We start from the raw sequence: 24,149 nt of genomic DNA on the forward strand, positions 1-24,149 counted from the left end.
AAGCGCAAAAGCGATGGCGAAAATTAAAAGGTCATGAGTTGATTAACAAACTGATTTTGGGTGTGCAGTTTAAAGATGGGGAAGAAGTCTTTAATATGAAATACACAGCTTAATTTTTAACAAGCTGGATGCGCTATTAGATGCTCAAAACACAACATTTGACAATATCTCTGGTTAATTGCGTCAATTTTGATGGCATTAAATGTTTGTTTCTCGTTTTTGCGTCTGTTGCAAGCCTTCTTACAACCATAAAATGTCAGATACTACTCATCAAATCGATAAACATTTTGTATTGTCGAGGAGCTTTTATTTTTGGAACGGGACAATCATAGAGAATCAAAATTCGTTTACTCTCAATATAGTCGGGAAGAAATCCAATTCTCATACTTTGTTCAGCTAGGCGTTCGATGACTTCCCTGCTAGATACTATCTACAAAGGTTCATTTCAACGGCATGATCATTGAAATATTGCTTAAGCAATGAAGCTCCTTTTCTCTCTTCACTGAGCATAAACTTAGTTACAGGTTGTCCGACTAGCTTTTGGCCAATTATAGGCGATGTTCTCCGCTACCATGAAAGGCCGAAAAATCTTCATTCTCGAGAACAATCCCAAAATTCACATACCTGTTTTAACAAGTTTAATAACTATATCTGTATAGCCAAATCTGAGAGTCGGTTCCACGGCTTCCCTCTTCTTAAGAACGTTTACAGGATTTCATTATATGGCTATTAAAATCCCTTTAAGAATGTGTACTCGGCATCGGTAAAGGTTCTAAGTTTTGCATAATGCGAAAGAAGTTCATGATATCATAAGCTTCTTGGCTCTCTTCGCGTGGCTCCTCTAATCTTTTACAATTTTTGATACTTGCCGCTGGATTAGAAAAATCTTTAATCACATGCTGATATGGATCACTGACAAGATTATTCGAGATGATCAAATCAGGATAGTTTTCTTGTTCTGCTAGCTTCCACAAATCTTCCCCACCAAAAAGAGCAAAATATACATCACGAGGAGTTAAAGAGATCTCCTCTTTTTCCAGTTCTAGTCTTGCGAGATTTTGCATCACTTCCAATCTTTCCAATTGTGCACACCAAGAATCTTCCGAAATACAAGAGTAATTTCGAGCATTTTCATGGTATTCTTGAAAAACTGAAATAAAATTTGGATGTGTTAATGTTAATAGAGTCGCGCGTTCAAATGGCTGTGCATTTTGGGGAAGGCCTAAAACCCACATCCTACATGTAATAATAGACTTGTAAACAGTTGATTTGCGCTCTTCATCGATGTTTTCATAGCCTAACACGACTTCGTTACCCTTTAGTTTATTAAAGGGATTCAGCATTTCTTCCAAATCAATTTCGTAGATCTTTTCAATTTTTTGGTTATCTTCAGATAGTTTGAGAAGGTAATTATTGAAATGTCCGGCGGCTATTCCTTTAATAAAACCACTTAAAGTAAGCATGTGCACATGGTTTTTTTGAACGTCTAAGAGTAATTTGGCACCTTTAGGATTGTAGAAATCAAATCCAGTCTTTGAATTTTGGATAAACTTTTGAATCGTTCCATGTGACTCTTTTTGATTTACTACAAAAGTGACTGCTAGGGTTGTGGGAACACGTTTCAAGCCGAGAATTTGATCTTGCTCATATCCAATGATTTCATGCTCCCAAACACTGGCTTTTAAATACATTTCTGGTAGAAGCTTAGTCTTGAACGTATTGTAATATTCAGGGTCAGAATGTTTTAAAATGGCAAATGTTTTACCTGCTAAATCGATAAACGCGTATGAAGGGCTGTGTCCATAGGATTCTCTTTTTTCGATACGATAGTTGTTGAATTGTTTAATTTTGCGTAATAATTTTTCTATTTTTTTATTCGTCTGGTAAGCATTTCCATGCAAATGTTGGAGTGAAAGTTGCAAATTCCATTTCAAAACTTGCCTCACACTCTCGGTGCCGTAAGATGGTTTCGAGAGCTCTTTCGCAATGTTTATTAAGTGATCAGTTCCATCTGTCGAAGACAGGGTGGAAAGCTGTGACAACGCTTCTTGGGTGTTTCCTCTTTTGATCAAATTTAAAATTTGTTCTAGCGGAGTGATTGTTTCAAGCTTTTCAGAAGACAAGTCTAACTGTATGTCATTTCTAAAAGAAAAAGGTTGCAATATTTTAATGAGTGCAGGGATAGCGGAAGAAGTATTTTCTGCGAATTCAATTTTGAAAGAGGGATCAAAATCAATTTTATGTGCATATAAAGTTGTATTCATAAAATGCCTTTTGGGAAAAGATAATAAGTATTTTATCAAAAAAACAAGGTTGATTTCAATTATATTTTTAACTATCAAGGAATAAGCATTCTTTTGAAATTGATTGGTGGAGGTCAAGTATTTGATAATCTTATGTTTTTATTATTATCATTTTGTAATTAAAGTCGTTATGATGCTTCTTTTCACTTTAATTTAGCTTAGTAAAAATGAAACAATAACCTCACACGAAGAAAATGGATATCTGGCACAATTGATCGAACACATGAGCGACTTGCAAGCTGAAAAACAAGCTATGTATCATGCGAAGCAATGTTTTTTGGTGATTTCATGACAAACATTCTTTTAGACCCCTGTCGTTGTAACATGCTTGATATAGATGGGAAAATCTATGACTGTGTGTTCAGGCGTTTTCACTAAATTGTATGGAAGTATGGGAGAGTGAAATTAGAAGCATTTCTAGATGTTGAAGTCATTCACTGCGAAGAAAAGTGAAGGTCGTATACCAAGCAGCGGAGAAGCATTTAGAGAGATTGGCAAGTTTCTTTGCAAAATATCCAGCTCAGTTACTTGGGCAGTCAAATCCAACTGCAAATAGAGTAAGGAAACCAAATGAAGTATCATATCGAAGAGAATCTTTTAACAGAAGAAATGAAGAAGAGGATTTTTCAAGGATTCGCTCGGCAAGCAACCAATGCAATAAGCATCGATGGTCCTAGTGAAGACCTGATCTCTTTTGAAATTTATGATGGTTCCGATTTTGTCGGGACTGTTGTCGTACAGCTTTTTTGGGAACAACTCCACATCAAATTTCTTTTTATAGAAGAAAGATATCGCGGGCAAGGAATAGGTCGGTATTTGATGAATCATGCTCTGGAACATGGGAAAAAGCGAGGATGTCATTTTGCTTTTGTGGAAACGATGAATTTTCAAGCTGTGGAATTTTATCAAAGGTTAGGCTTTGTCACTGAATCTTCACGGGGTGGATATGCAAAAGATACTATCCTCCATTACCTCAAAAAGAGTTTGGCTGGTGCTTCAGTTATCAGAAAAATCACTAGGACGGGTGTTTATGGATTAGCCATAGCAGAGGACAAAGTTTTTTTGATCGAACAAAAGCATGGCCCATTTGCGGGGCGGCTAGATTTTCCTGGTGGGAGGATTGAATTTGGCGAATCCGTTGAGCAAGCGCTGCGTCGGGAATTTGCAGAAGAAGTGGCCATGTCGTTTATGTCATGTATTCTTTTTGATAATTTGACAACGACTACCGACGTTCCAAAAACTTCAGCACATGAATCCTATTGCTTTTATCAAATTGGAATGATTTATCGAATTGAAGGTCTTTTGCCTCTAAACAACTTGGAGCAAGAATTACAGCATATTTGGATTGATCCTAAAATGTTATCTAAAGAGAAATGTTCTTCACTGCTTTGGCAATTTTTGCAGTCTCATACATGGCATATCTACATCAAATAGCATTTTGCAGAGTTCTTCTCTAGCTTATGGATGACCTCTTGGGAATAATGCCTAAGCCTTGCAATTTTGAGCGCTTGTTTGGATAGTTCCCCTTTTTTGAATCTTTCAAATAGGTATAGGACCAATTTATCTGAATATCCATATAGTAAAACATGTTCAAAATGAAGAGGTAGAACACTAATATTTTGCTTTAATAAGAACCACAACATTTCTTCATCTACTTGTCCTAATACACGACCGATATCAAATGAAAGAGCGGGACATTTATGGATAACCTTCCGAATGAATGTATTTGGGAAAGGAGTTAAATGAGGAAGGTAGGGCTTTGGCTTATCTTTAAAATGCTCCCAATAAAGATCAAAGAATCTGGGTGGCAAAAGGTCATCCTCGGTTCCTTCTTTAAATTTAGCCAGCTGTTCTTCAAAAAAATCAAGCATGCTATGTGTTTCAGGAAAGATGTAATTCCATATCTCATCCTCCAATTCAGGAATCTTGTCGACCAAAATTTCTATCGTTTTCAAGGAAAAGTTTAGTTTAAATGCTTTGGGGAGATGTCTAAATTCTATTTCTGATGCATACATAATAAATAAACGAATGAGCTTTTCGGGATAACCATGACAAAATAACCACGGGAGACATTCTTTTGTATCAACATCCTGATGGATGCAGGCTTGTTGAAGCATCAATTGCATCGTTTTTGGTGAATAGCTCTTCGAAAGAGCATTTTCCAAATGTATGGTGGTGACGGGATAGATCAAGGCCATTCTTTGAACAGCTATCTCTGGGTTTTCACCTTGATGATTTATAATATAATCAAGAGGGTTATTTAACGTGTTTTTCTCTTCGTGAATCACAACTTGTTTTACTAGATCGCATAGCTCTTCATCAGGGACAGAGCGACACATCGCTTCAGCGAGATCATTCGCATATAGGTTTAAGATTATTTTAGAAGGTCCAGGTTTTTCAGGTATTTGTTCAATTTGATCTTTAAGTTTGGCGATTTCCCTTTGGTAGGCCATCTCTTTCTTTTTTAACTTTTTAATTTTTCGTTTCAATTGATGCTCATTGAGGTCTTCATAAGAGGTTTGTTTTTGCTTACCTTTTGAAATACTTTTTGAAACTTTATGGAAATATTCAACAATATCAAGATGTCCTTGCATTTCCGCCATTTTTACAGGGGTGACGTTATTTAGCCTCATACGGGAGGCGTCTACTTTGCCGGCGAAGTAACGGTAAGCATTTAAATCGCAAAATCCTTCTTTAATGACTTTTTGACAGGTTTTTAAATCACCCAAATTAGCTGCATTAAAAATTTTTACAAATTGTATTAGAAATTCTCGATCTTGTTTTGTCCGTCCCAGGATATCTATAGGTTTACTTGAGTTTTTTTCTTCAATTGGAAGAGATCTAACAATATAAGAGTCCCCGCTATCAAAAGGGATAATGGTTGCATAAGTCATATTTCGTTTTTTCTCATTGTCGAATTGCTAAATTTCAATCTTCGTCAAATCGGTTTTTTTTGAAAGAATTAAGATGAGTGATTAGATTTGACCTATTAGATCAATAAACATCTGTGCATTTCTAGAGAGCTTCCTATTTTTCGGGGAGATTGCTAAAATTCGATAGGGGATTTTAGGAATTGAGTATTCATAAGGGATCAGTGCTCGTTTGCCTGCAATATAGTCAGGAAGAAAGCCAATTCCCATACCCTGTTCAACCAAGCTTGCAATCACTTCCCAGCTGGATACTTCCATATAAGCATGTATTTCAACTCCGTTATTCTGGAAATGCTGCTTTAATAATGAAACCTCTTTTCGTTCTTCACTGAGGATAAATTTGTTCTTAGCATTTGCTGTGAATTTTTTTGCTGTGTATAAATGATATTCACCCCTGTAAATTTCGCGAGAATGAAATAGCGAAAAATCCTCGTTGTCCAAAACGATTCCAAAATCGACATCTCCTTTTTTAACAAGTTCCACAATGGTACCTGTATGTCCAAATCTTAGAATGGGTTCAATTTTTTCCCATGTTTGAGAAAGTTTACTTAAATAGGCGGGGAGTAACGATAGGGCAAAACTGTGGGTGCAAGCAAAAGAGAGTTTTCCTTTGAACACACTATCTGTCTCATTAAACGCATCTTCGATTTCAGAAAATACCGTGAAAATTTGCTTACACTTGTCTAGGAGTAATAAGCCATCTGCTGTTAGTTGAAAGCGATTTTTTTCGTGCGTGATCAGTTGCTTCCCTAAAGTTTTTTCCAATTTGCTTATGGCTTGGCTGATAGCCGATTGACTGACAAAGTTTTCTTTAGATGCTCTGGAGATACTTTTGGATTGTCCAGCACTAAAAAAGTAGCGAAGAAAGGTAATGTTTGGAATGAACTTCATTTGACCTCATGTATAAGTATTGCTTATACAGGGTATCACATTAATTAATTTTCGCTAAATCTAATCCCTCTATACACTCTTCATTTAATGCACTCAAACAATAGGGATGAGAGATGAGAAAATTTTGGTTAATCCTTCTGATCGTACGCAGTTTTTTATGTCATGCGCAAATTACAACTGTCTACAATATGGAAGAAGTTTTTCAGCATTTTAGCGATGCCGATTCGAAAACATGGGCGATATTTGACGTGGATATGGTTTTGATCCAGCCAAGCAATCCGGCTTTTCAAATGGCAAATATGAAACGTTTTGGGGCGATTTCCAAGACTATTATGAAAAATATACCAGTTGACAAGCAAATGATGTTCTTGAGTTTGATGACAACTAGTTGTCCTTCAGTCTTGATAGATGAACGAACGCCACAATATCTATCGAATATCATAGGAAAGAATATCCCTACAATGGCACTTACGGCCCATTTAACAGGACAATTTGGTGGAATAGAGAATATGGGGAAATGGGCGGATAGAAGGATTAAAACAGCTGGGAATTGATTTTTCCAAGGCTTCTCCCTATCCACACACACTGGTTTTTGACAATTTGACAGCCTATCGAGGAAACTATTCGATTTATCAAGACGGAATTCTTTTCGTCAATGGCAATGCAGTTTCTAAAGGTGAGGTTTTCGTGACGTTCCTTGAAAAGGCTGGCAAATATCCTGATAAGGTTATCTTTATTGATGACCGAGAAGATAATCTCAAAAGCCTTGAGAATGCTATCCAACAGCTTGAAAAGCCTATTGAATATCAGGGATTGCATTTTCTTGGAGCTCAAAATTATCCTTCACAAAGGATTTCAGAGGATGAATTTGAATTGCAATGGTTGAAATATGCCTCTGAAGTAAAGGAACTTAAGTAATATGAAAAAGATAACGATTCTATTAATTGCACTCTATCTTTCACAGGCAACAGCTCAAGCTTTGATTGTGGAAGCTCCAAATTTAGCCGCTTTTGAAAAAGTCACACAGAATATTGGCCAAGATAGCCTTGTCTTATTTGATGTTGATGATACCTTAATTGTTTCGAAAGATCACATTTTGCGCCCCGCAGCAAGACATATCTGGTTTCAACTTGCGAAAAAAACATTGGAAAATCCCGCAATAGTACCTCCAGGTAAACATGATGGGGACTATTTTTTCGGTCAAATCTTGTCAGCAATCGAGTACGAAATTGTCGATCCTAAAGTGGTAGACATTATCCATTCTTTACAACAACGTCATATCAAAACCATTGCTTTTACAAGAATGGGTACAGGTCCTTGTGGAGCCATTTCTTCGATGGAGGACTGGCGTATCGCGCACCTTAAAAAATTTTGTCTTGATTTCAGCCAGGCTTTACCCGAATTCCAGAATTTAAAAATTCAGGTTCCGGGAAACCAAGCATCTCTATTTAAACAAGGCATCTTGTGTTCAAACAAACAAGCCAAAGGACCAGTTTTCATTGCATTCTTAAATAGCATCGGCTGGAAGCCATCCAAAGTCATTTTTATTGATAACAGTTTTGATTATCTCAAATCGGTAGAAGATGCTCTGGAAGGTACGGGAATTGAATTTATCGGTTTCCATTATACAGATGTGGAGAATCGTCCATGTATTGTTGACGAGGCCTTAGCTGAATTTCAGCTCATGCATCTCGCTAAAACAGGTGTTTGGCTAAGCGATAGCGAAGCTTTAAAGAAGATGAATGGCCCCCAACAAATTCAACACATCAATGAAATCAATGCATATATAGAAAATATCGATGAAGATGCTTTAGTTGTTTTTGATGTTGATGAAGTCTTGATTTCGACCACAGATATTTTTTTACATCCAGAATGCGATGAAATTTTTTTAGGGCTTATTTACGATGCATTTGAGAAAGCAAAAACAGATAAAGAAAAGGACGAATTAGAAAATCAGCTTAGCTTAACTATGCTTCTTCCAAAACGGGTTTTAGTGGAAGGATCTACTCCAGGCTTTATTGAAAGTCTGCAAGTCAAAGGAATAAAAACCATGGCTTTGACAAGCTGTCCAACAGGACGCTTTGGAGTTATTCCATCTGTTGAGCAATGGCGGATTCGACATCTAAAAACTCTAGGCATTGATTTTTCTGCCGAGGCACCTTGTCAAGAAAGTTTTAGCCTTACCGAAATCTGCAAAAAAAATCGTCCTGCTCCTTTATTTGAAAATGGCATTTTATTTTCGAAAGGGTATTCGAAAGGTGAAGTGTTAATCGCTTTTTTAAAACGGATAAATTGGAAGCCTTCCAACGTTCTATTTATAGATGACTTAGCAGATAATCTTGAGAGTGTGAAGCAATATTTAGATGAGTTTGACATCCCTTTTGTTGGATTTCACTATTTGGGTGCTAGCTTGCCAAAAGACAAAATTGATCCGGATTTAATTAAGTTTCAGTTTGATTACTTATTAAAGCATGGCAAGTGGTTAAGTGATGAAGAAATCCGGTGCAATGATTTGCACCGGATGCATGAGTAGGGATTCTTTAAATATTTTCTAAAAATTGCTTGATTTTCTGCTTCGAGGAGAGTTCCTCTGTGTGTTTGTCCCACTCTTCCACAAGTTCTCCTTTTTCCATAAAGTAGACACAATCCATGATACGTCGAATAAAGGGCATGTCATGGCTTGATAGGGCAATGGTGATTCCACGAGCATTTAAATCGAGCAGTAGGTCTTCGAGATTTTTTTTGCTTTCGGGATCTAAGGCTGATGTGGGCTCATCCAGAAGTAAAACTTCTGGATGTAAAACGAGTGCACGTGCAATGGCGACCCTCTGTTGCTGTCCTCCCGATAATTGTGATGGGTATGCATGTATATGCGCATGCATTCCCAATGAAGTCAGAATTTCGATTGCTTTGCGCTCTGCTTCGGCTGGACACATGCCCATGGCATGTATGGGAGCATATGTGCAATTTTGGAGAACCGTAAGATGAGGAAACAGATGGAATTGTTGTAAAACAAAACCAATAGATGTTGCCCTTTCGATAGAAGAAAGGGTTTTAACATCCTTTCCGTTACATGTAATGAGCCCTTCGTACGCAGAATGCAAATTGGCGATACATTTCAGTAAAGTCGTTTTACCGGCCCCGCTGTGACCCATAAACGTTGTGATTCTTCCCGGTTTTAACTCAAACGAGACGTCATCTAAGATAAGCGTAGAGCCTTTTTTATGCTTGTATTTCCATACGATATTTTTTCCTGAAATCATGCTTGCCCTCTTTTTTGTATGAATTGTGCGAGAATGGAAACGCTGCTTGTCATCACCAGGTAGAGACATGCGGCCGTTAAGTAGATCGTCATGGGATCAAGTTCGCGAGTGACAATGTCTTTGCTGACTTTTGTTAACTCGGCCACTCCGATGACCATGAGAATACTTGTCTCTTTAATCAATGCGGTCAGCTCATTCGTTAAGCTCGGAAGGGTAATACGAAGCATTTGAGGTAAAATAATGCCTTTTAAAGTTTGCCAGGGTTTGAGTCCAATGACATGTGCGGCTTCCCATTGACCTTCAGGAATGGCATTAATTCCGCCACGCACAATTTCTGAAATATAGGCTGTTGAGTTAATGCCTAGAGCGGTAACTCCAGCTACAAAAGGAGATAATGAGAGACCAATCACTTCGGGCAAAGCATAATAGACAATTAGCACTTGGACAAATAGGGGGGTGCCTCTGACTATCCAGACAAAGCCATTAATGAGACATGACGAAGTAGGATTACGCATTTTATGGCAATTCAGGATTCCTAGTATAATTCCACAGCACAGGCCTATAAGTATAGAGACTATGGCTATTTGGATCGTTGAAAAAGCTCCCTGAAGGAGTAATGGCAAGGACTTTATGAGTAACAATTCTTCTGACATTATTGCACTTCCTTGAACCATTTGTTTTCTAACTGCTTGAGTTCGCCTGAGGCTTTTAGTTCTTGGATGATGTGTTGAACTTGCTGAAACAGTCCTTGGTTCTCTTTCTTGACTCCGATGCCAAAGCCTAAAATAGCGTCATCTTTTGAAAGAGGGATGCTCAATATTTTGATTTCAGGATGTTTTTCTTGCAGATATGTTGCAACGTCAGTTTGGACTAGGTTGGCAACAGATTTGCCATATTTGACGTCCATTAAAGGAGCAAGAGAGCCTTGGAAAGATTTGGCATGAATATTTTTGTAATGGTTAATGTAATCTTCAGGAAGACTGCCCGATTCCACTGTAATGGAGGGGTTGGGTAATTTGGCGATATCTTCAATGGAATGAACTCCTTGCGGAATTTCATTCCAGAAAACTAAACTCAGAGATGTGGCAGCCTCTCCATGGTAAGGAATCATCGCAATCTCCTTAAGTCGGCTAGGTGTGATGTTCATCCCACTCACAATCAAATCAATTTTGCCTTGTTTAAGAGAGAGGATTTCACCTTCAAATTCCATATCTTTGATGACAAGTGTTTTGCCTAATTTTGAGGCAATCTGCTCCGCAAGCTCTACGTCAAAGCCGATAATTTTTCCGTTGGCGTCCATGAATTCAAAAGGAGGATAGCCACTTTGCAGGCCGATCACAAGTGTTTGCTGGGCAAAGGAGTCATCTGTTTGAAAAGGTTTCATCTTAGTCCACCCAAGGACAAGCATGATTGTCAAAAAAAGGGCGAAAATAATTTTAAAATTGGAAGGCATAATAAGTCCTTAATTGCATAAGAGTTTGGGCAATGAAGTCCAAATACTTATTAAAGTTTAGAAAAAATAAAATAATAAACTTAGAGAACAAACAGATGATAAAAATAGGTTTGTTAGCTAGCTATTGTTTGAAATAAAAAAGTAAAAGGAAAAAAAGAATGGTATTAACGCCGACGGCGAAAAGAAAGAGCAAATGAAGACAAGAAAAGGGAACATAATGAATGAGAAAACGGCTTGGATGTATTCTCTGGCTCTAAAAGAGTGCTTATGTGAATGTTCATGATTTGCAACCTATTGTTCATTGCAATTTGGTAAAGGAATTCATTTTAAACTATTTCTAATTTGAAGGTCAATCTATATTTTGTTTAGTTAAAGCAAAAACAGACTTAAGTATTTCAGCTGTTTTCCTGCTAAAAAATTGCATGTGTGGCCCAAACCGCGTTTCGCTTCTCCTCGATTGGGTGGTTTAATGTCTTCATTCCAAAATTGTTTAAATCAAGCTTTGTTACGAAATATAGGTGCTAGACCATACAATTTTTTTAATAAATTTTTTATCGTTTCGCAAATGTGTAAGAAGATTATACCATTGATGGTCATGCAAAACCACGGCTATTCCATGCTTTAAAAGCTTTTGTTGATTGAATTCTAGTTTTCAAATTTGAAGATCGCATGTCGGATGGCTGGCGAAGTAGCTTTTTGACAAATGCCCAGAATCAGTTCTAGGCATTTGTCAAAATGTTATATAGTAGTGAAACCCCGTTTTGAGAGAGCTTTATTCACTTTTTTCACAAAGTAATTTTCATCTAAAGCTGCTTTGATTGGATTTACCCGAATTCCAATGATACCTTTTGCATTCCATGATACTGGTCGGCCATACACGTCAATGGGGAAGGCGATATTTTGTTCTTGTGGATCAGCAGGAAGATCATTTTTTATTTTTTTTAGATTGTCATCAAAAATGATGGATATGATTGTTCTTCCTTTGAAGTGGCTGTCAGAAACACAATAAATTCGTTTTCCAGATTCTGCTTTTCGATCGTTATTAAACCATTCTTGAACGTGATCTTTACCTAATGTATTAGTCTCGAGCATTGATTCTAATAGTTTTTCACCATTTAATACGGTTGTTTGATCACTCAATTGCATCCCTGCAGAGCTAAATATGGCTGTACGATCTAAAGTGATTCCTTTTTCTTTAAATGCGGCTGCTATGAGAGGGCCATCATTGCCAAAAGTCCGAATAATACAGGTATAAAGGCATCTTTTTTCAATTGTTTGAATCAGCTTAAAAACCGAATCAAAGGGAGTAAATACGGCTCTTTCTGTTGCTGGATGGAGATATTTTTCTGCGAGCTTTCGATAGAGAACAGAAGCTTCATGATAAAGTTTTGCACGCTCTGCACTTGTAGAGGCTTTTTCTTCTAAATATAGAAGAAATTTTCCAATTTCTTCTTCCTGTTTTTCTTTAATGTCTTTTTGGTATTTGTTTCCAGGGAAACGAACTTTTTGAATGTAGTCTTTGTAAGACATTCTTGCAGAACCATTCCAACAAGAAAAAATGGCTCCAGCTACTTCGTAAATGATTTCATTGACATTCTTGGTTGTATCTGCAAATGTGACAGTTCCATTCAAATCTAAATTTAGCAAAATGAAGTCAGGAATGACTACATTTGTTTGTGAAATATGCATGTTGTGGCTCGATGTTAAAATATTATTGAGAGTTTTTTTCGTAGGCGAAGCTTGCTTCGTGTATGGCTTTGGCCTCAAACCACAGCTCAACACGCGCGTTTTCGATGATGTCATCTTGGCTTAAACTGAGATTGGCAGGAACTATGTCCTCAAGTGTCATGTCGATTATTTCTTGCGACGTTCTCGCTTTAGCGAGGAGAAGGTCTTTTCGATAATCTTTAACAGGAATCGAGGCTAACCCGACGCAGCTTGCATCCACCTCATCTAAGGTTTTTTTGGCCATCGCTTCCATTCTATCACACATCATGGGATCGCTTGCAAGCATGTAGTTCTTACCTCTCCACTCTTCCTTTGTTTGTTTTAATCCAGCTTCTAATAACCCAGTAGAAACATCTCCTACCAAATGGATTTTGGGAGAAACATGCAATGCGTGGGCTTTAAATAGATTTATGATAATTTGTTCAGTTTTTGAAATCTCTTCTGAAGTCCTGACAAAAATAACAATGTTTTGGATGTCGATCTCTTTTTTAGCGATTTTGATTGCAGCTAAAGAACGATTGCGAATAGGAAGAGGGGCACCTCCAAGCATGATGATGGATACAGATTTCCCTTTGGCTCTTTGGACATCCACAATTTTTTTTCTTTGTGCGCAGTGATATTTGAGAAATTTTTTGGCATGTTCGGAAGAAGGATATTTCCCTTCCGAGCGTATAGCATTCACATTATGGGTGTAACCAATTAAGTGATCTAATTTTGCAGCAACCTTTGTGATGTTTTTTTCCTCGAGATCAATACCGGCCTTTTCTAAAAGCATTTGACAATGAGGGGTAATCTGTCCTGTTTTGAAGTCGCAGTATTTGCTTAGAGAATGCGTGCTTTGCGTTGGGTTAAACATATGGCCGCCTTTGGTTAGGTGTTTTTTGTTTCTGCCACAAGACTAACAAAAGACAGACTGGTAAGAAAAATTAATTAAATTGATTAAGAAAATCACTTTTTTTAATATTAGATCCTATGAATCCCCATCTTAATCTATTACATCTAAAATATTTTTGTGATGCTGTTAATTTTAATAGCATTTCAGAGGCAGCCAAAGCCAATTTTGTTACTCAGTCTGCTGTGAGTCAAGCTATTAGTAAATTGGAGATTTCTTTGGGAGCTAAAGTTATAGTGCATTCCCGTCAGAAATTTCAAATCACGGAAGAAGGAAAAATCGTTTTTGAACAGGCGAGGCATATTTTCACGGCAGTTCAAGCGATACATGAAAAAATTCATTACAATAAAGAAGGGGTAAATGGCGTCGTGAAGTTTGTGAGTACAAACAGCCTTGGAATGTTTTTCATCGCTCCAATGTATAAAAAAATGCAGGCTCAATTTCCTTCAGTCTCGATTAGTTACAAGTTAGGTGGATTAAATTTGATTCGGAGCGCTTTAAGGCAAGGGGAAGCTGAATTTGCTATTGTTGTTAATTCCAGTGAGTTTACAGATTTTTCTAAACATTTGCTTAGGAAAGGGGTTTTTCAATTATATCAACACGTAGAATCGCATCCTCAGCTATTTGAAAAAGGGATTTTAATTGATTATGCAGAAAGTATGTATATCGCTAGCTTGCAGGAATACATGTTACAAGCAAACCAACAGCAGTTAAAAATACAGGCTGAGTTAGCTGCATGGGAAGTTGTGGCGCGTTTTACAGAAATGAATATTGGAATTGGTTTTTTTCCTGATTACATTGTGGCGAATAATCGTTATACAAGTTTGAAGGTCTTTCCTATTGATCTCCCCATTTTTGAATATGAAATTTGTGCGATATACAATAAAGGGCATGCTTTATCACGACCATCATGTTCTTTTCTTGATCAATTTTTTCTATGAAATGAGAGCCTCGTTTGAGGGCTTGAGCTTTTTGGCTATTTTGAAAATGTGCTTAGCTAAAATGGAGTGCAATTTTCCCCTTCTGGCAGGTATTCCTTTATTGATTTCTGTTCCAATTTGTTCTCCGCGAGCATTGGAATTTTGTTCTGTGTTATTTTGGCTGGCCGAATATTGATTAATCGCGACTGCATAGGTTTGCACTTTCTCCGCATCTAGTGAGCCTGGAAAACGCCCATGTAGAGCTTGAAAGACTAGGCTTTCCTGCATTCTATCATCTACACGACCAGTGCGATCTTCCGCACTTTTACAGAAAAATTCATTAATATTTCCTATTTTATCCTGTAGCAAATTATAAGCGACCTGGAAGTCCATCACATGATCGGTTTCACGAAATTTTTTATGATGAAAGACTTTTTGAGCTTCATAGTGCAGAGCTAAAACTTGCTGCAAGTCTTTAAATTGTGCTGTGGTTTCAGCTGACCAGTCGGGATCTTTTCCAATTCCTTTTAAGATATTGACGTTTTGCTCTAGTGTGCTTTCTCGCTTACGAAAAGCCTTTGTACGGGCTGTAAGTAATGATTTGTTTGCTTGGTCGATTTGCTTTTCAAGAGAACGAATTTCTTCTTGTGTTTTATTGATCACATTTTTAGAAAAAGATGTGCCTGTTTTTAAGTATGCGTCTTGAGCTGTTTCTAAATTTTCATATAAAATTGACAGGTTCTTTTGGAGAGAGGCTTCTAGGTCTTGTTGTTTTTGAATTTCCGCATCACTCACATTATCAGAAGCGATATTTTTCAGTAGAGAGAGTATTTCTGGTGATACTTGTCCTTTCAAGTTATCAAGGGCTGTGGAAGTCCACTTGGAGATATCTTGTTCAAGCGTATTGAATCCTCGCGCATTAATGCCTGCTTGACTGGCTGCATCCGCGAGCTTACTTACTCGAGATGCATTTGTTGCCGCTGCATTAGCTCCCAGATTCATAAAAGAAATGTTGGGCTTAATCCAAACGTCTTTACCATCAATTTCTACCTTGATTACCCGATTATTAAATAGGCGAAGTGCCTGAGCGGATTCTTCTAACTGGGTTGTTTCACTTTCTCCCTTCCATTTTCCTATAATCCCGTATGAGCGATTGCGTACAAAGTCGATTTGCTTGGCAGTCAGTAATAACATGCTGCGCAAAGGAACTTCTAATGGTTTTTCCGGGGATGTTTCAATATCTGTGTCTTGCAGAATATTTTGTGCCGCATCGATCAAGCCTTGGCGTGCATTTTGGCCAGCAATGGCTTGTCGTTTATAGGCATCGGCAATGGTAATGGGAGGATAGCTAGAGTGGCGGATTCCGCTATATAAAACCTGCATGTGATGATTTTCATCCAATATTCCAAATGAGGTGCGTACATAATTGACTAGACCAGGACTGTTGCGGATAGTGCTGGGGATCGTGGTTTTAGAGACGGGTATTTGCATGCTGACAAATTGTTTGGAATCGATGTAGAAAGTATTAATGATGGTTGGCCTGCCACGATTAAGGACGCTTTTTTTCTCATATTCGGCTAACTGTTTCAAGCTAAAAGCGGGGCGATTTGTTCCGGAAGGGATTGAGGTTTTGATAACATAGCTAATATCGGTTGCAAGCTGGGCGATCTTTTCTTCTGCGATCTTATGTATCTGCTTATAATGTTCATCTCCTTCAGGTGATCGAATTTTGTTTGGGTCGATTTGGCATTCTGCTTCGATGGACTCCTTGCATTTTGTTTCTAAATGTTTAATGCGGTCCATAATTTCTTGTTTTTGTTCTGCCGTAATCACGGGATCTGGACTTTCTTTCCTTTCCTTGTTTTTTCCCACGGTATAATCGTGAGTTGTCGACATCTCGCTTAGGTACAATTCTGCGGCATCCATGACTAACTCTTGCCGTTTCAGAAAACCCTCTGTTTTAACATCGTGATAGGCTCCGGGAGCAAATTCATTAATCTCGAATGATTTCCCATTAATGTCTAATTTCCAGGTTGTTATGCCGTATTTATCTTGTTCTGGGATCTGATATTCAGTACCATTGTGTATGACTTTTGTTTCTCCGGCTTGTTGGGCATCACGCAAGGTGTGAATCAAGTCTAAAGCCTGCTTAGCTTCTAAAGCGCTGAATTCTTTCAGTTTAGGAGATTCATTTTGGGGGGTAATGGGTATGGTCTCTACTTTGCTCAAAGTTGGTGTAGGTGTTTTTTTAGAAGTGATAAAGCTCGAAATCCAATTCGAAATATAGTTTTTTAGCTTGGTAAATGTCCCTATTTTTTGGGGATGTTCGGTGATTTTACGATCTTTGAAGTCTACCTCCCCATTTTCTAACTTAAATTCGAGGGGATTGGTTCGTGTTGGGTTATCGCGGACGAGATTGACGATTTTTTTAAGGGTCGATTCTAACTGGGTAGAGGGGTCAAAATTTGTATCATGATAAAGAGCGATCGCATGAGGGTGCCCATCTATGGAAACTTCCATTGTACTTTTAGAAGGTTCTTGCTTGATTTCATGAAATTCAACTCCAGGCAAAGAAGGGCTCACCGCTGGAGTGAGATGAGAAGAATCTAAGCCCATAATAACCCTATTTTACTGAAATAAAATGAAGTTTAATTATATCTTTATTATACTATAAAGTTTAATTTATAATTAACTTGTTTTATTTCAGTATTACAGGGAACTAAAAGCTTTAAATAATTAAATAATTATCCGCAGCAAGAAAGAAGCGTACATTCGCTTTTTTGTTCGCATCCGCATTCTTCTTTTCCACATTTGCAACCTAAATGCGCGTTTTCTTCAGATAGGCATCCGCAATGGTTTTGCATGGTGCATTTGCAATCTTCACAGGGGCATGGAGCTTTACTGGGTGCAGGAATTGGATTAGCAGACAAAAAACTCACTGCAATAAAAGAGGCCCCTAAAAAATTGAGAACTTTTTGCATCATTGACTCCTTGTTTGTTGTTTAATTATTCAAATCTTTTAATGAGGTCTCGAATTTCATCAATTTTTCTTTTTTGTTCATTTTGATCACTCGAGAGACTCGCTTGAGAGACGCAACTTGATAGATGAACATCTAAAATGCGCAGTTCAATGCTTTTGATGGCAGAACGAATGGCGCGTAGTTGCGTTAAAGTTTCAGGACAATATCTCCGTTCTTCAATCATTTTTTTTACCCCCTCAATCTGCCCACTAATGCGGTTAAGATTAGCCACTTCTTTTTTATGACAGGGATGATGATGGTTTTTACAGTCGTGATCGCTCATGAAGATTATCCTTTGTTTAGAAAAATACTATACCCCTGTACGGTATTTCGGCAAGAAGTAAAAAAAATCCTGATAACCAAAAAACATTTGATTTAAAACAGTGAAGGAAAGTAAATTCTTGAGCGTTCTGTTAACAAAAAAATTCGTATTGACAGAGGTCTAGTCCAATATGGAAAAAATATTAGTTCTTTGCGTATTGCTTGTCATTTTGAGATTGGTGCCATTCACGTGGCAAAATAGCGCGATCCAAAAAAAAGAATGGATCATTACATTCGTTGTTTTTTATTTGCTTGGTTGGGTGGTTCAAGCCGGTGGTTTTTCCCAAAGCGATGAGTTTTATAAAGGTCTGGCGAATGCATTATTATTTCTCAATTAATCACATCTACTTTTTCAGGAGGAATTCAAAGCATGAACAATGAAATGTATCAAAGTGCAGGCTTAGTCGTTGTCTTAGCTGGTATTATTTGGGTTTTAAGCAACTGGGTAAAACAAAAAATTAGCGTTATGGAAAGTTGTATCGAAATTATGACTCAAGAGGAACTCTTGATTCGTAAAAAATGGTTAATTTTGTTTGTTTCACTCAATTGTTCGACTTGGCTTCTGATGATGATTAAGGGAATGATGGATGGGAAGGCGGATTTCTGGATAGGGGGATTTCTAGCGATTTCCTTTTTTTGCAAAGGGTGTTTGATCTATTGGAGGGCTTGGATCAAAAAGGGGACTTGGCTTTTAACCCTGATTGGTTGCCTAGGAATCCCAGTGGGGCTGATCATCATGACAAGTATTCCCAGAACAATGATTTTTTTACATCAGACGAATGGAATTAAGGATCTATTGCATTATGAACCGTACGCTAACTTTGTTCTGCAGTGCATGTTTGTGTATTTTAGTTTTTATTGTTGGAGACTAAGAAGTAAAAATTATGCGTACAAAATGCGCAAGCTTATTTCTGTACCAGCTTAGTAGGAGAATAAGATGTCTTTAAATGAATGTTTAAATATCGGCTATTGGTTCATCGCTCTTGGATTTTTAGGAGTGGCTTGTTATGAGCTAAAGAAGTGGTTTAATCGAAAAGTAGATGTGCTTCAGGAGCAATTTATCCATGACTTATCCTTAGACTGTAATCAGACCGCTGAGCAGCAAGAAAAGATTCAAAGTGAGTTGAGTATTCGAAAAAAATGGCTTAAAACATTTACTATAATCAATTTGTTAAATTGGTTGGACAAATTACTGCTCATATTTTTTTCATTAAGTTCAAATGCAGTGGCATTTATTTTAAGTGAATTTTTTTTGACTCTGATTTTTATGGCTGTTTCTGGATTTGTTTTTTGGAGAATTTGGATCAAGCAAGGAACTTGGCTATTAATGTTAAATGCCATTATGGGATGTCTTTTTTCTCCTATCGCATTAATAGCGCTCAGTCTGAAGTTTATGTTTTCTATGATTAATAATGGAATTCTGGGACTTTACAATGCAGAGGATTTCGCTTTATTTACTTCGGGTGTTTTTATGTATTATTCAATTCATTACGGAATTTGTTGTTGGGAATTAAGGAAAATCAATTATGCCGCGCGTAAACAAAAGAAAGTCTTAAAACTGGCAACTGTAACCTAAATTAATTTATAAAATATCCATTTTGTGTTACCTCATGGGAATAAAAGTCTTTAAGGGAAACAATATGGATGAGCAATTAGAGTCCAAAAAAAGGGCAAGTCGGTGGATGATCTTGCTTGCTCCCCTATCTGTGCTTCTTTTTCTTTTGCTCGCCTTCTTTCTTTTTTTTAAGGCCTAACTTCATTCCGGGTTTGTCTCAATTGAAAAATGGGGACAAACAGGAGATTTTTTTGGTGGGATTCTGAATCCGATTCTCGCTTATTTCAGTTTTATTGGGGTCTTGTTCACTATCTTTTTAAATCAAAAATATTTGGAAAAATCTACGCAAGAAGTCAAATTATCACGAGAAGAAATGTCTTGATCTACACAAGCTTTGCAAGAGCAAAATGTATATATTCGATTACAGCGTTTAGAGACGATTTTTTTTGAACTGTTGAAGCATCTTTCCTTGATCACACAAGATATCTTCCTAGATTCAAAACGTTTGGAAGAAAGGGATTTGCCAAAATCCGCATCAAACCAAGGCGTTTATATTGGCAAGCTGGCTTTACAAGAATTGCTCTCCCTTTTTATTGCCTACCGTAAGCAATTTTCTGAAAAGGGGGCGGTCGAAGCTCCTAAGGGTTTTTTTGAAAGACAGGTGATTTGGTCGATTTTTATGTCGACACGATTTCCATTATTTTAAGATTTTTGAATTCCAACTTTTTTGAAACGAGGACGTTTTATCGAGATCTTTTGTCTGCTCAAATGTCTCGGATGAATTGTTGTTGCTATTCTATTATTCTTTGCAAAACCAAGAGAGTGAATTGGCTCAAAATATGATAAAATCCCATATTTTAAAGGTTTTACCTTCATCTGATCTTATTGATGAAAAGAACGATTTGCCTCTTTTCAAAGCATATAGTCAAGTTTAATGGCCGTGGAGCTCTTCTTTCTCGTCATGTTCGCTTTGTGCAGGCGTTTCAATCAATTTAAAAAGGAGTGGATTGAGTGCAATGGAGACTAGCGCGACAGCGACAATCGCATCATAGCCTTCGTCGGGAAGTAGCTTTAACCGCATGGCTTCTTCAGACAAAATAAAAGAAAACTCCCCGATTTGTGCGAGGGCTAAGCCTACAACAGTTGCTGTATAAGTGGTTTGTCTAAGGGCAATAGCGATGAGAAATGCGGCTAAGGGTTTTACAATTAAAACGATTCCGAGGATTGAAATGAATAACGGAAAAAATTCCCAAATAGCACCTGGATTAAAAAGAGTCCCGACGGAGAGAAAAAATGTGACAACGAAAGCATTTTTTAAGGGCTCAGCATGACGAAATGCTAGATGTTTAACGTCAGATTGCCCAATGATCATTCCGGCAATGAAGGCTCCCATTGCGATGGAGGCACCAAAAACTAAGGCAGAAGCTGTGGCGACTCCAAAGGTCAGAGCTAAAATGGCAACTGTGAATAACTCTTTAGACTTTGTTCTTTCGACAGCAGACAAGATATAGATTACTAGCTTTTTACCAATGGTAAACATCAAGATCGTGAGAAGCGCAAATTTAGAAAGAGCAATCGCCATGAGGTAGAAGCTTTCCCGCATGGAAAATCCTCCACTTTTGGAGAGAGATGCAATAACGGGTAGCAAAATGAGCATGATCACAGTTAAAATGTCTTCTACAATCAGCCAACCAACGGAGATTTTCCCTTGTTGGGTATGCAAAAGATGAAAATCAGATAAAATACGGACTAATACAACTGTACTTGCCACTCCAATCGCAAGGCCGACGATAATGCCTGTCTGGATGGGCCAACCGAGATAGGACATAAAAAGAGTGGAAAAGATGGTTGCACAAAAAGTTTGGCCTATTGCCCCTGGAATAGCGATCCATTTGACATTATACAGATCTTCTAGTTTAAAATTTAGGCCGACCCCAAACATCATCATGATGACACCGATTTCGGCAAGCTGTTCTGAAACGTCAATTTCCGTGACAAATCCGGGCGAATAGGGTCCAATAACATACCCGGCAAGCAGGTAGCCTAAGAGAGGGGATAATCGCATGCGGAGAGACAAATAACCCAGCAATCCTGCTAAAGCGAATCCGATGGTTAAAACAAGGACGATTTTTAAACGGAAAAGTTCGGTATCCATATGTCCTCACTATTGTCTTCACTATACATAGTCAAAAATAACTAACAATCTTAATTTTTAGGAATTTTAGCAGAGGAAAAGAACACAATCTTTTTGAAAACAAACCTTGACTCTAAAGACAAAAACGTTTAAATTTGTTCTAAATAATTCAAGTTAAAATTATCAAAATGAATGTTTAATTTCATAGGGTAAATATGTATTGCGCTTTTAATGGTTGTTTGTTGAATGAAAATCAATATAAGCAGTATAATCTTTTGAAATTCAAACCTTCCTTCGTTAGTTCTAAATGAATTAACTTCTTTTTATGATGTTTAGTTTCCATGAACATATTAGTTGTTTGTGAGATGCCCGTGTGAATTAATAGTAAATTGTTTTTTTTGATTGTACGAGTGAAGACTGCAGGAGCTTTTAGAGAATGTCGATGACAGATGCTTTTTTTTATTACCTTAGCCAATTAGATAGCATTTTCTGGAGTTATATTGCATTTGTTTTAGTCATGATTCTGGGAATTTACTTGTCAATTCGCACCCGTTTTTTCCAAATTCGCGCTATCCCCTCCATTTTTCGAACCTTTGCTAGTTTTCTTAATAAGTCAAATTCAGAGACAACCCGAGGCGTCCATCCCTTGCGAACATTTTTTGCTTCAGTAGGAGGGATGATTGGAATTGGGAATATTGTCGGAATTGTGACCGCCATTCAAATTGGTGGGCCAGGAGCGCTTTTTTGGGTGTGGATGGCGGCTCTTGTGGGTGGAATTATTAAATATTCAGAGATTTATCTTGGGATTAAGCATCGTGTGACAAATAATCACGGCGGTTATGATGGAGGGCCGAAGTATTTTCTGCGCTCCGCTTTTAACAATCAATGGATCTCCATTTTTGTGGCTGTTTTGCTGTGTATCTATGGTGTAGAAATCTACCAGTTTTCTGTTGTAACCAATAGCCTTTCCACAAACCTGGGAATTAATCGTTTTGTGATTATCGCCTCTTTGCTCGGTGTTATTTTGTATGCGGGTGTAGGAGGGATTCCTCGGGTTGGGAAAATTTGCAGCTGGATCATGCCATTTTTTATGGTGATATATCTAGGAATGAGTTCGTGGATTATTTTAAACGAAATCGCTTTTTTACCTGGGGTTCTTAAAAATGTCTTTATTTCAGCTTTTACAGGGCATGCTGCTGTAGGTGGCTTTGCTGGGAGCTCTGCTTTGCTTGCGATTCAACATGGGATTTCAAGAGCTGCTTATTCTTCAGATATTGGGATTGGATATGATTCCATCATTCAGAGTGAATCGAGTACTGTTTATCCAGAAAGACAGGCTCAGCTTGCCATTTTAGGTGTCTGTATTGACAACTTAGTTTGCACAATGAGTATCCTGATCGTTTTATTGTCAGGTGTGTGGACAGCCCCAATTGAAGGATCTTCTTTAGTTCAGCAAGCCTTGAGTGCTTACTTTCCTTTTATGCATGTTTTTATTCCGATATTTCTTCTCATTGTCGGATATACAACGATGATTGCCTATTTTTGTGTGGGCATTAAATGTGCGCGCTTTTTAAGCCCAACGTATGGCTTTGCAGCTTATGTAGTTTATGCGATTGGTGCATTTATTTTCTTTTCTTTCTTTGATCAAACCCAAGCGTTGTTGGTGATGTCCGTTGCAGGTTCATTGCTTTTAATAACCAATCTTTTAGGGATTTTCAAATTGCGTCATCAGATTGTTTTTTCTCTCGTTCCTGCAGAAAAAACGGATACGGCGCTTTCAGGGAATGGGAATGCCTAAGAGCTTAAATATTGAATGAGCTCTTGGTGAATTTTTCCATTAGAAGCTAAAAGCGAGCTTGAATTTTTCAGTTGGCAGGTTGATCCATCTACTTGTGTGACAACCCCTCCAGCCTCTTCTATCATCAAAATGCCGGCTGCAATATCCCATGGACTTAAAGCTCCACTGATACTCCAGTAGGCATCGAGCCTTCCCGCTGCTATATAACCCATATTTAAAGCTGTTGAACCGAGAGCTCGCATCGGGGAACCTAAGTGGGCGACTTTGCTAAAAACATCAATCGAATGAGTGGGATGTAGATGGAGATTAAAAGAAAGGCTGGTTCCGATATAGGCTGCATGGGCTGAGGAGGTGGCGCTAACCTTTAAACGTCTTCCATTTAAATAAGCCCCTTTCCCTTTTTCTGCTATAAATAGCTCCTCTAAAACCGGTGCATATGTGACTGCACATAGAACGTCGTTTTCTTGGCAGGCTGCAATGGTGACACAGAACAGGGGGACATGGTGGGCGAAATTAACAGTCCCATCGAGAGGATCGATCATCCAACAAATCGACCCGTCTGGATGGGGCATTGCCCCACGTTCTTCACATAAAAATGAATGCGTGGGAAATTGATCACTTAAACGCGCGACAATTAATTGTTCAGAGGCGTAGTCATAGCTTGTGACAACATCATTTTTCATCTCTTTAGGGATGATATCGAAATCTTTTTGATAACCCGATTTTAAGAGACTTCCAGCTTCTTTAGCAACGTGAAAAGCAGCTCGAGCTAAATCTGAAAAATGATTGGGAATGTCCATTAGTTACTACAATTGGTTCCTTTTTAAGAAAAATAGTATAAAAAGACTTTATGCTCAATGGGGAAATCATTAAATGATGTCTTTTTGTAAATTTTTTATTTTACAAACAAAAAAAACTCTCTAAAGTAAAGAAAAAGAATG

Annotated in this window: 23 protein-coding genes; 10 read left to right on the plus strand and 13 right to left on the minus strand. The window is 37.8% G+C overall.

The genetic code is table 11. The features are described 5' to 3' along the window. Nucleotides 1–740: 740 nt before the first annotated feature. Nucleotides 741–2,264 (minus strand): hypothetical protein, encoded by a 1,524-nt coding sequence (locus tag AOM43_RS08970; protein WP_059359939.1) that lies wholly within the window; start codon nt 2,262–2,264, stop codon nt 741–743. 609 nt (nt 2,265–2,873) lie between these two features. Here AOM43_RS08970 and AOM43_RS08975 point away from each other — a divergent pair. Then, nucleotides 2,874–3,737 (plus strand): bifunctional GNAT family N-acetyltransferase/NUDIX hydrolase, encoded by an 864-nt coding sequence (locus tag AOM43_RS08975; protein ID WP_059359941.1) that lies wholly within the window; start codon nt 2,874–2,876, stop codon nt 3,735–3,737. Here the strand turns inward: AOM43_RS08975 and AOM43_RS08980 are convergent. Together AOM43_RS08980 and AOM43_RS08985 are read right to left on the minus strand one after the other, a co-directional pair. Beyond that, entirely contained in the window at nt 3,725–5,197 is a 1,473-nt protein-coding gene (locus tag AOM43_RS08980; RefSeq protein ID WP_059359943.1) for a hypothetical protein, read from the minus strand. The genes AOM43_RS08975 and AOM43_RS08980 overlap by 13 nt on opposite strands. 81 nt (nt 5,198–5,278) lie before the next feature. Continuing rightward, on the minus strand, nt 5,279–6,124 hold the full coding sequence (locus AOM43_RS08985) for a LysR family transcriptional regulator (RefSeq protein ID WP_006341386.1): 846 nt from the start codon (nt 6,122–6,124) through the stop codon (nt 5,279–5,281). Nucleotides 6,125–6,237: 113 nt separating this feature from the next. On the opposite strand from AOM43_RS08985, the gene AOM43_RS13965 reads away from it, so the two are divergent. The 3 genes from AOM43_RS13965 to AOM43_RS08995 are packed head-to-tail and all read left to right on the plus strand — an operon-like array spanning nt 6,238 to nt 8,657. Further along, nucleotides 6,238–6,678 carry a DUF2608 domain-containing protein gene (locus AOM43_RS13965; protein WP_264358367.1) on the plus strand — a complete coding sequence of 147 codons (441 nt, stop codon included), beginning with the start codon at nt 6,238–6,240 and terminating at the stop codon, nt 6,676–6,678. 31 nt (nt 6,679–6,709) lie between these two features. Continuing rightward, nucleotides 6,710–7,042 carry a DUF2608 domain-containing protein gene (locus AOM43_RS13970; protein ID WP_264358368.1) on the plus strand — a complete coding sequence of 111 codons (333 nt, stop codon included), beginning with the start codon at nt 6,710–6,712 and terminating at the stop codon, nt 7,040–7,042. A gap of 1 nt (nt 7,043) precedes the next feature. Continuing rightward, nucleotides 7,044–8,657 (plus strand): DUF2608 domain-containing protein, encoded by a 1,614-nt coding sequence (locus AOM43_RS08995; RefSeq protein ID WP_013924476.1) that lies wholly within the window; start codon nt 7,044–7,046, stop codon nt 8,655–8,657. A 7-nt stretch (nt 8,658–8,664) separates the two neighbouring features. On the opposite strand, the gene AOM43_RS09000 is transcribed toward AOM43_RS08995, so the two are convergent. The 5 genes from AOM43_RS09000 to AOM43_RS09020 all read right to left on the minus strand — a co-directional run bounded on the left by AOM43_RS09000 (nt 8,665) and on the right by AOM43_RS09020 (nt 13,424). After that, nucleotides 8,665–9,387, minus strand: coding sequence for an amino acid ABC transporter ATP-binding protein (locus AOM43_RS09000; RefSeq protein WP_006341383.1), 723 nt, complete (start codon nt 9,385–9,387; stop codon nt 8,665–8,667). Next, nucleotides 9,384–10,040 (minus strand): amino acid ABC transporter permease, encoded by a 657-nt coding sequence (locus tag AOM43_RS09005; RefSeq protein WP_059359945.1) that lies wholly within the window; start codon nt 10,038–10,040, stop codon nt 9,384–9,386. The genes AOM43_RS09000 and AOM43_RS09005 overlap by 4 nt, the downstream gene beginning before the upstream one ends. Beyond that, entirely contained in the window at nt 10,040–10,771 is a 732-nt protein-coding gene (locus AOM43_RS09010; RefSeq protein ID WP_226987467.1) for a transporter substrate-binding domain-containing protein, read from the minus strand. The genes AOM43_RS09005 and AOM43_RS09010 overlap by 1 nt, the downstream gene beginning before the upstream one ends. An 807-nt stretch (nt 10,772–11,578) precedes the next feature. Continuing rightward, nucleotides 11,579–12,529, minus strand: coding sequence for a hypothetical protein (locus tag AOM43_RS09015; protein WP_006341380.1), 951 nt, complete (start codon nt 12,527–12,529; stop codon nt 11,579–11,581). A 22-nt stretch (nt 12,530–12,551) separates the two neighbouring features. After that, on the minus strand, nt 12,552–13,424 hold the full coding sequence (locus AOM43_RS09020; protein WP_059359949.1) for a hypothetical protein: 873 nt from the start codon (nt 13,422–13,424) through the stop codon (nt 12,552–12,554). Nucleotides 13,425–13,540: 116 nt separating this feature from the next. Between AOM43_RS09020 and AOM43_RS09025 the strand changes: the two genes are divergently transcribed. Further along, a complete protein-coding gene (locus tag AOM43_RS09025) occupies nt 13,541–14,401 on the plus strand; it encodes a LysR family transcriptional regulator (RefSeq protein WP_059359951.1) in 861 nt (286 codons plus the stop codon). Here AOM43_RS09025 and AOM43_RS09030 read toward each other — a convergent pair. The 3 genes from AOM43_RS09030 to AOM43_RS09040 all read right to left on the minus strand — a co-directional run bounded on the left by AOM43_RS09030 (nt 14,396) and on the right by AOM43_RS09040 (nt 17,683). Continuing rightward, nucleotides 14,396–16,996 (minus strand): hypothetical protein, encoded by a 2,601-nt coding sequence (locus AOM43_RS09030; protein ID WP_039376368.1) that lies wholly within the window; start codon nt 16,994–16,996, stop codon nt 14,396–14,398. The two genes, AOM43_RS09025 and AOM43_RS09030, sit on opposite strands and share 6 nt — an antisense overlap. Before the next feature lie 128 nt (nt 16,997–17,124). Further along, on the minus strand, nt 17,125–17,364 hold the full coding sequence (locus AOM43_RS09035) for a hypothetical protein (protein ID WP_144016280.1): 240 nt from the start codon (nt 17,362–17,364) through the stop codon (nt 17,125–17,127). A gap of 22 nt (nt 17,365–17,386) precedes the next feature. Continuing rightward, nucleotides 17,387–17,683, minus strand: coding sequence for a metal-sensitive transcriptional regulator (locus AOM43_RS09040; protein ID WP_013924483.1), 297 nt, complete (start codon nt 17,681–17,683; stop codon nt 17,387–17,389). Nucleotides 17,684–17,852: 169 nt separating this feature from the next. Between AOM43_RS09040 and AOM43_RS09045 the strand changes: the two genes are divergently transcribed. From AOM43_RS09045 to AOM43_RS09060, 4 genes are all read left to right on the plus strand, one after another. Then, the gene (locus AOM43_RS09045) at nt 17,853–18,059 is read left to right on the plus strand and encodes a hypothetical protein (RefSeq protein ID WP_006341373.1); all 207 of its coding nucleotides are present in this window, start codon (nt 17,853–17,855) and stop codon (nt 18,057–18,059) included. Between the two features lie 32 nt (nt 18,060–18,091). Next, nucleotides 18,092–18,646 (plus strand): hypothetical protein, encoded by a 555-nt coding sequence (locus tag AOM43_RS09050; protein ID WP_006341372.1) that lies wholly within the window; start codon nt 18,092–18,094, stop codon nt 18,644–18,646. A 12-nt stretch (nt 18,647–18,658) separates the two neighbouring features. Beyond that, nucleotides 18,659–19,297: a hypothetical protein gene (locus tag AOM43_RS09055; RefSeq protein ID WP_006341371.1), complete on the plus strand. Its 639-nt coding sequence runs from the start codon at nt 18,659–18,661 to the stop codon at nt 19,295–19,297. A 448-nt stretch (nt 19,298–19,745) separates the two neighbouring features. Beyond that, nucleotides 19,746–19,982 carry a hypothetical protein gene (locus tag AOM43_RS09060; protein WP_226987468.1) on the plus strand — a complete coding sequence of 79 codons (237 nt, stop codon included), beginning with the start codon at nt 19,746–19,748 and terminating at the stop codon, nt 19,980–19,982. A gap of 225 nt (nt 19,983–20,207) precedes the next feature. On the opposite strand, the gene AOM43_RS09065 is transcribed toward AOM43_RS09060, so the two are convergent. Further along, entirely contained in the window at nt 20,208–21,431 is a 1,224-nt protein-coding gene (locus AOM43_RS09065; RefSeq protein WP_006341368.1) for a cation:proton antiporter, read from the minus strand. 421 nt (nt 21,432–21,852) lie between these two features. On the opposite strand from AOM43_RS09065, the gene AOM43_RS09070 reads away from it, so the two are divergent. Then, nucleotides 21,853–23,208, plus strand: coding sequence for an amino acid carrier protein (locus AOM43_RS09070; protein WP_006341367.1), 1,356 nt, complete (start codon nt 21,853–21,855; stop codon nt 23,206–23,208). On the opposite strand, the gene AOM43_RS09075 is transcribed toward AOM43_RS09070, so the two are convergent. Next, the gene (locus AOM43_RS09075; RefSeq protein WP_006341366.1) at nt 23,205–24,008 is read right to left on the minus strand and encodes an inositol monophosphatase family protein; all 804 of its coding nucleotides are present in this window, start codon (nt 24,006–24,008) and stop codon (nt 23,205–23,207) included. The two genes, AOM43_RS09070 and AOM43_RS09075, sit on opposite strands and share 4 nt — an antisense overlap. Between the last annotated feature and the right edge of the window lie 141 nt (nt 24,009–24,149).

The sequence above is a fragment of the Parachlamydia acanthamoebae genome, from assembly GCF_000875975.1.
In the GTDB taxonomy this organism is placed as follows: domain Bacteria; phylum Chlamydiota; class Chlamydiia; order Chlamydiales; family Parachlamydiaceae; genus Parachlamydia; species Parachlamydia acanthamoebae.

What these genes read in the sequence shown, in the direction of transcription:
- AOM43_RS13965 (WP_264358367.1), top strand. Translation starts at nt 6,238, where the DNA reads ATGAGAAAATTTTGGTTAATCCTTCTGATCGTACGCAGTTTTTTATGT.
- AOM43_RS09005 (WP_059359945.1), bottom strand. Translation starts at nt 10,040, where the DNA reads ATGTCAGAAGAATTGTTACTCATAAAGTCCTTGCCATTACTCCTTCAG.
- AOM43_RS08985 (WP_006341386.1), bottom strand. Translation starts at nt 6,124, where the DNA reads ATGAAGTTCATTCCAAACATTACCTTTCTTCGCTACTTTTTTAGTGCT.
- AOM43_RS09000 (WP_006341383.1), bottom strand. Translation starts at nt 9,387, where the DNA reads ATGATTTCAGGAAAAAATATCGTATGGAAATACAAGCATAAAAAAGGC.
- AOM43_RS09030 (WP_039376368.1), bottom strand. Translation starts at nt 16,996, where the DNA reads ATGGGCTTAGATTCTTCTCATCTCACTCCAGCGGTGAGCCCTTCTTTG.
- AOM43_RS08995 (WP_013924476.1), top strand. Translation starts at nt 7,044, where the DNA reads ATGAAAAAGATAACGATTCTATTAATTGCACTCTATCTTTCACAGGCA.
- AOM43_RS09075 (WP_006341366.1), bottom strand. Translation starts at nt 24,008, where the DNA reads ATGGACATTCCCAATCATTTTTCAGATTTAGCTCGAGCTGCTTTTCAC.
- AOM43_RS09055 (WP_006341371.1), top strand. Translation starts at nt 18,659, where the DNA reads ATGTCTTTAAATGAATGTTTAAATATCGGCTATTGGTTCATCGCTCTT.
- AOM43_RS09035 (WP_144016280.1), bottom strand. Translation starts at nt 17,364, where the DNA reads ATGATGCAAAAAGTTCTCAATTTTTTAGGGGCCTCTTTTATTGCAGTG.
- AOM43_RS09020 (WP_059359949.1), bottom strand. Translation starts at nt 13,424, where the DNA reads ATGTTTAACCCAACGCAAAGCACGCATTCTCTAAGCAAATACTGCGAC.
- AOM43_RS09045 (WP_006341373.1), top strand. Translation starts at nt 17,853, where the DNA reads ATGGAAAAAATATTAGTTCTTTGCGTATTGCTTGTCATTTTGAGATTG.
- AOM43_RS09070 (WP_006341367.1), top strand. Translation starts at nt 21,853, where the DNA reads ATGACAGATGCTTTTTTTTATTACCTTAGCCAATTAGATAGCATTTTC.
- AOM43_RS09065 (WP_006341368.1), bottom strand. Translation starts at nt 21,431, where the DNA reads ATGGATACCGAACTTTTCCGTTTAAAAATCGTCCTTGTTTTAACCATC.
- AOM43_RS09040 (WP_013924483.1), bottom strand. Translation starts at nt 17,683, where the DNA reads ATGAGCGATCACGACTGTAAAAACCATCATCATCCCTGTCATAAAAAA.
- AOM43_RS09015 (WP_006341380.1), bottom strand. Translation starts at nt 12,529, where the DNA reads ATGCATATTTCACAAACAAATGTAGTCATTCCTGACTTCATTTTGCTA.
- AOM43_RS09050 (WP_006341372.1), top strand. Translation starts at nt 18,092, where the DNA reads ATGAACAATGAAATGTATCAAAGTGCAGGCTTAGTCGTTGTCTTAGCT.
- AOM43_RS08980 (WP_059359943.1), bottom strand. Translation starts at nt 5,197, where the DNA reads ATGACTTATGCAACCATTATCCCTTTTGATAGCGGGGACTCTTATATT.
- AOM43_RS08975 (WP_059359941.1), top strand. Translation starts at nt 2,874, where the DNA reads ATGAAGTATCATATCGAAGAGAATCTTTTAACAGAAGAAATGAAGAAG.
- AOM43_RS09025 (WP_059359951.1), top strand. Translation starts at nt 13,541, where the DNA reads ATGAATCCCCATCTTAATCTATTACATCTAAAATATTTTTGTGATGCT.
- AOM43_RS08970 (WP_059359939.1), bottom strand. Translation starts at nt 2,264, where the DNA reads ATGAATACAACTTTATATGCACATAAAATTGATTTTGATCCCTCTTTC.
- AOM43_RS09010 (WP_226987467.1), bottom strand. Translation starts at nt 10,771, where the DNA reads ATGAAACCTTTTCAAACAGATGACTCCTTTGCCCAGCAAACACTTGTG.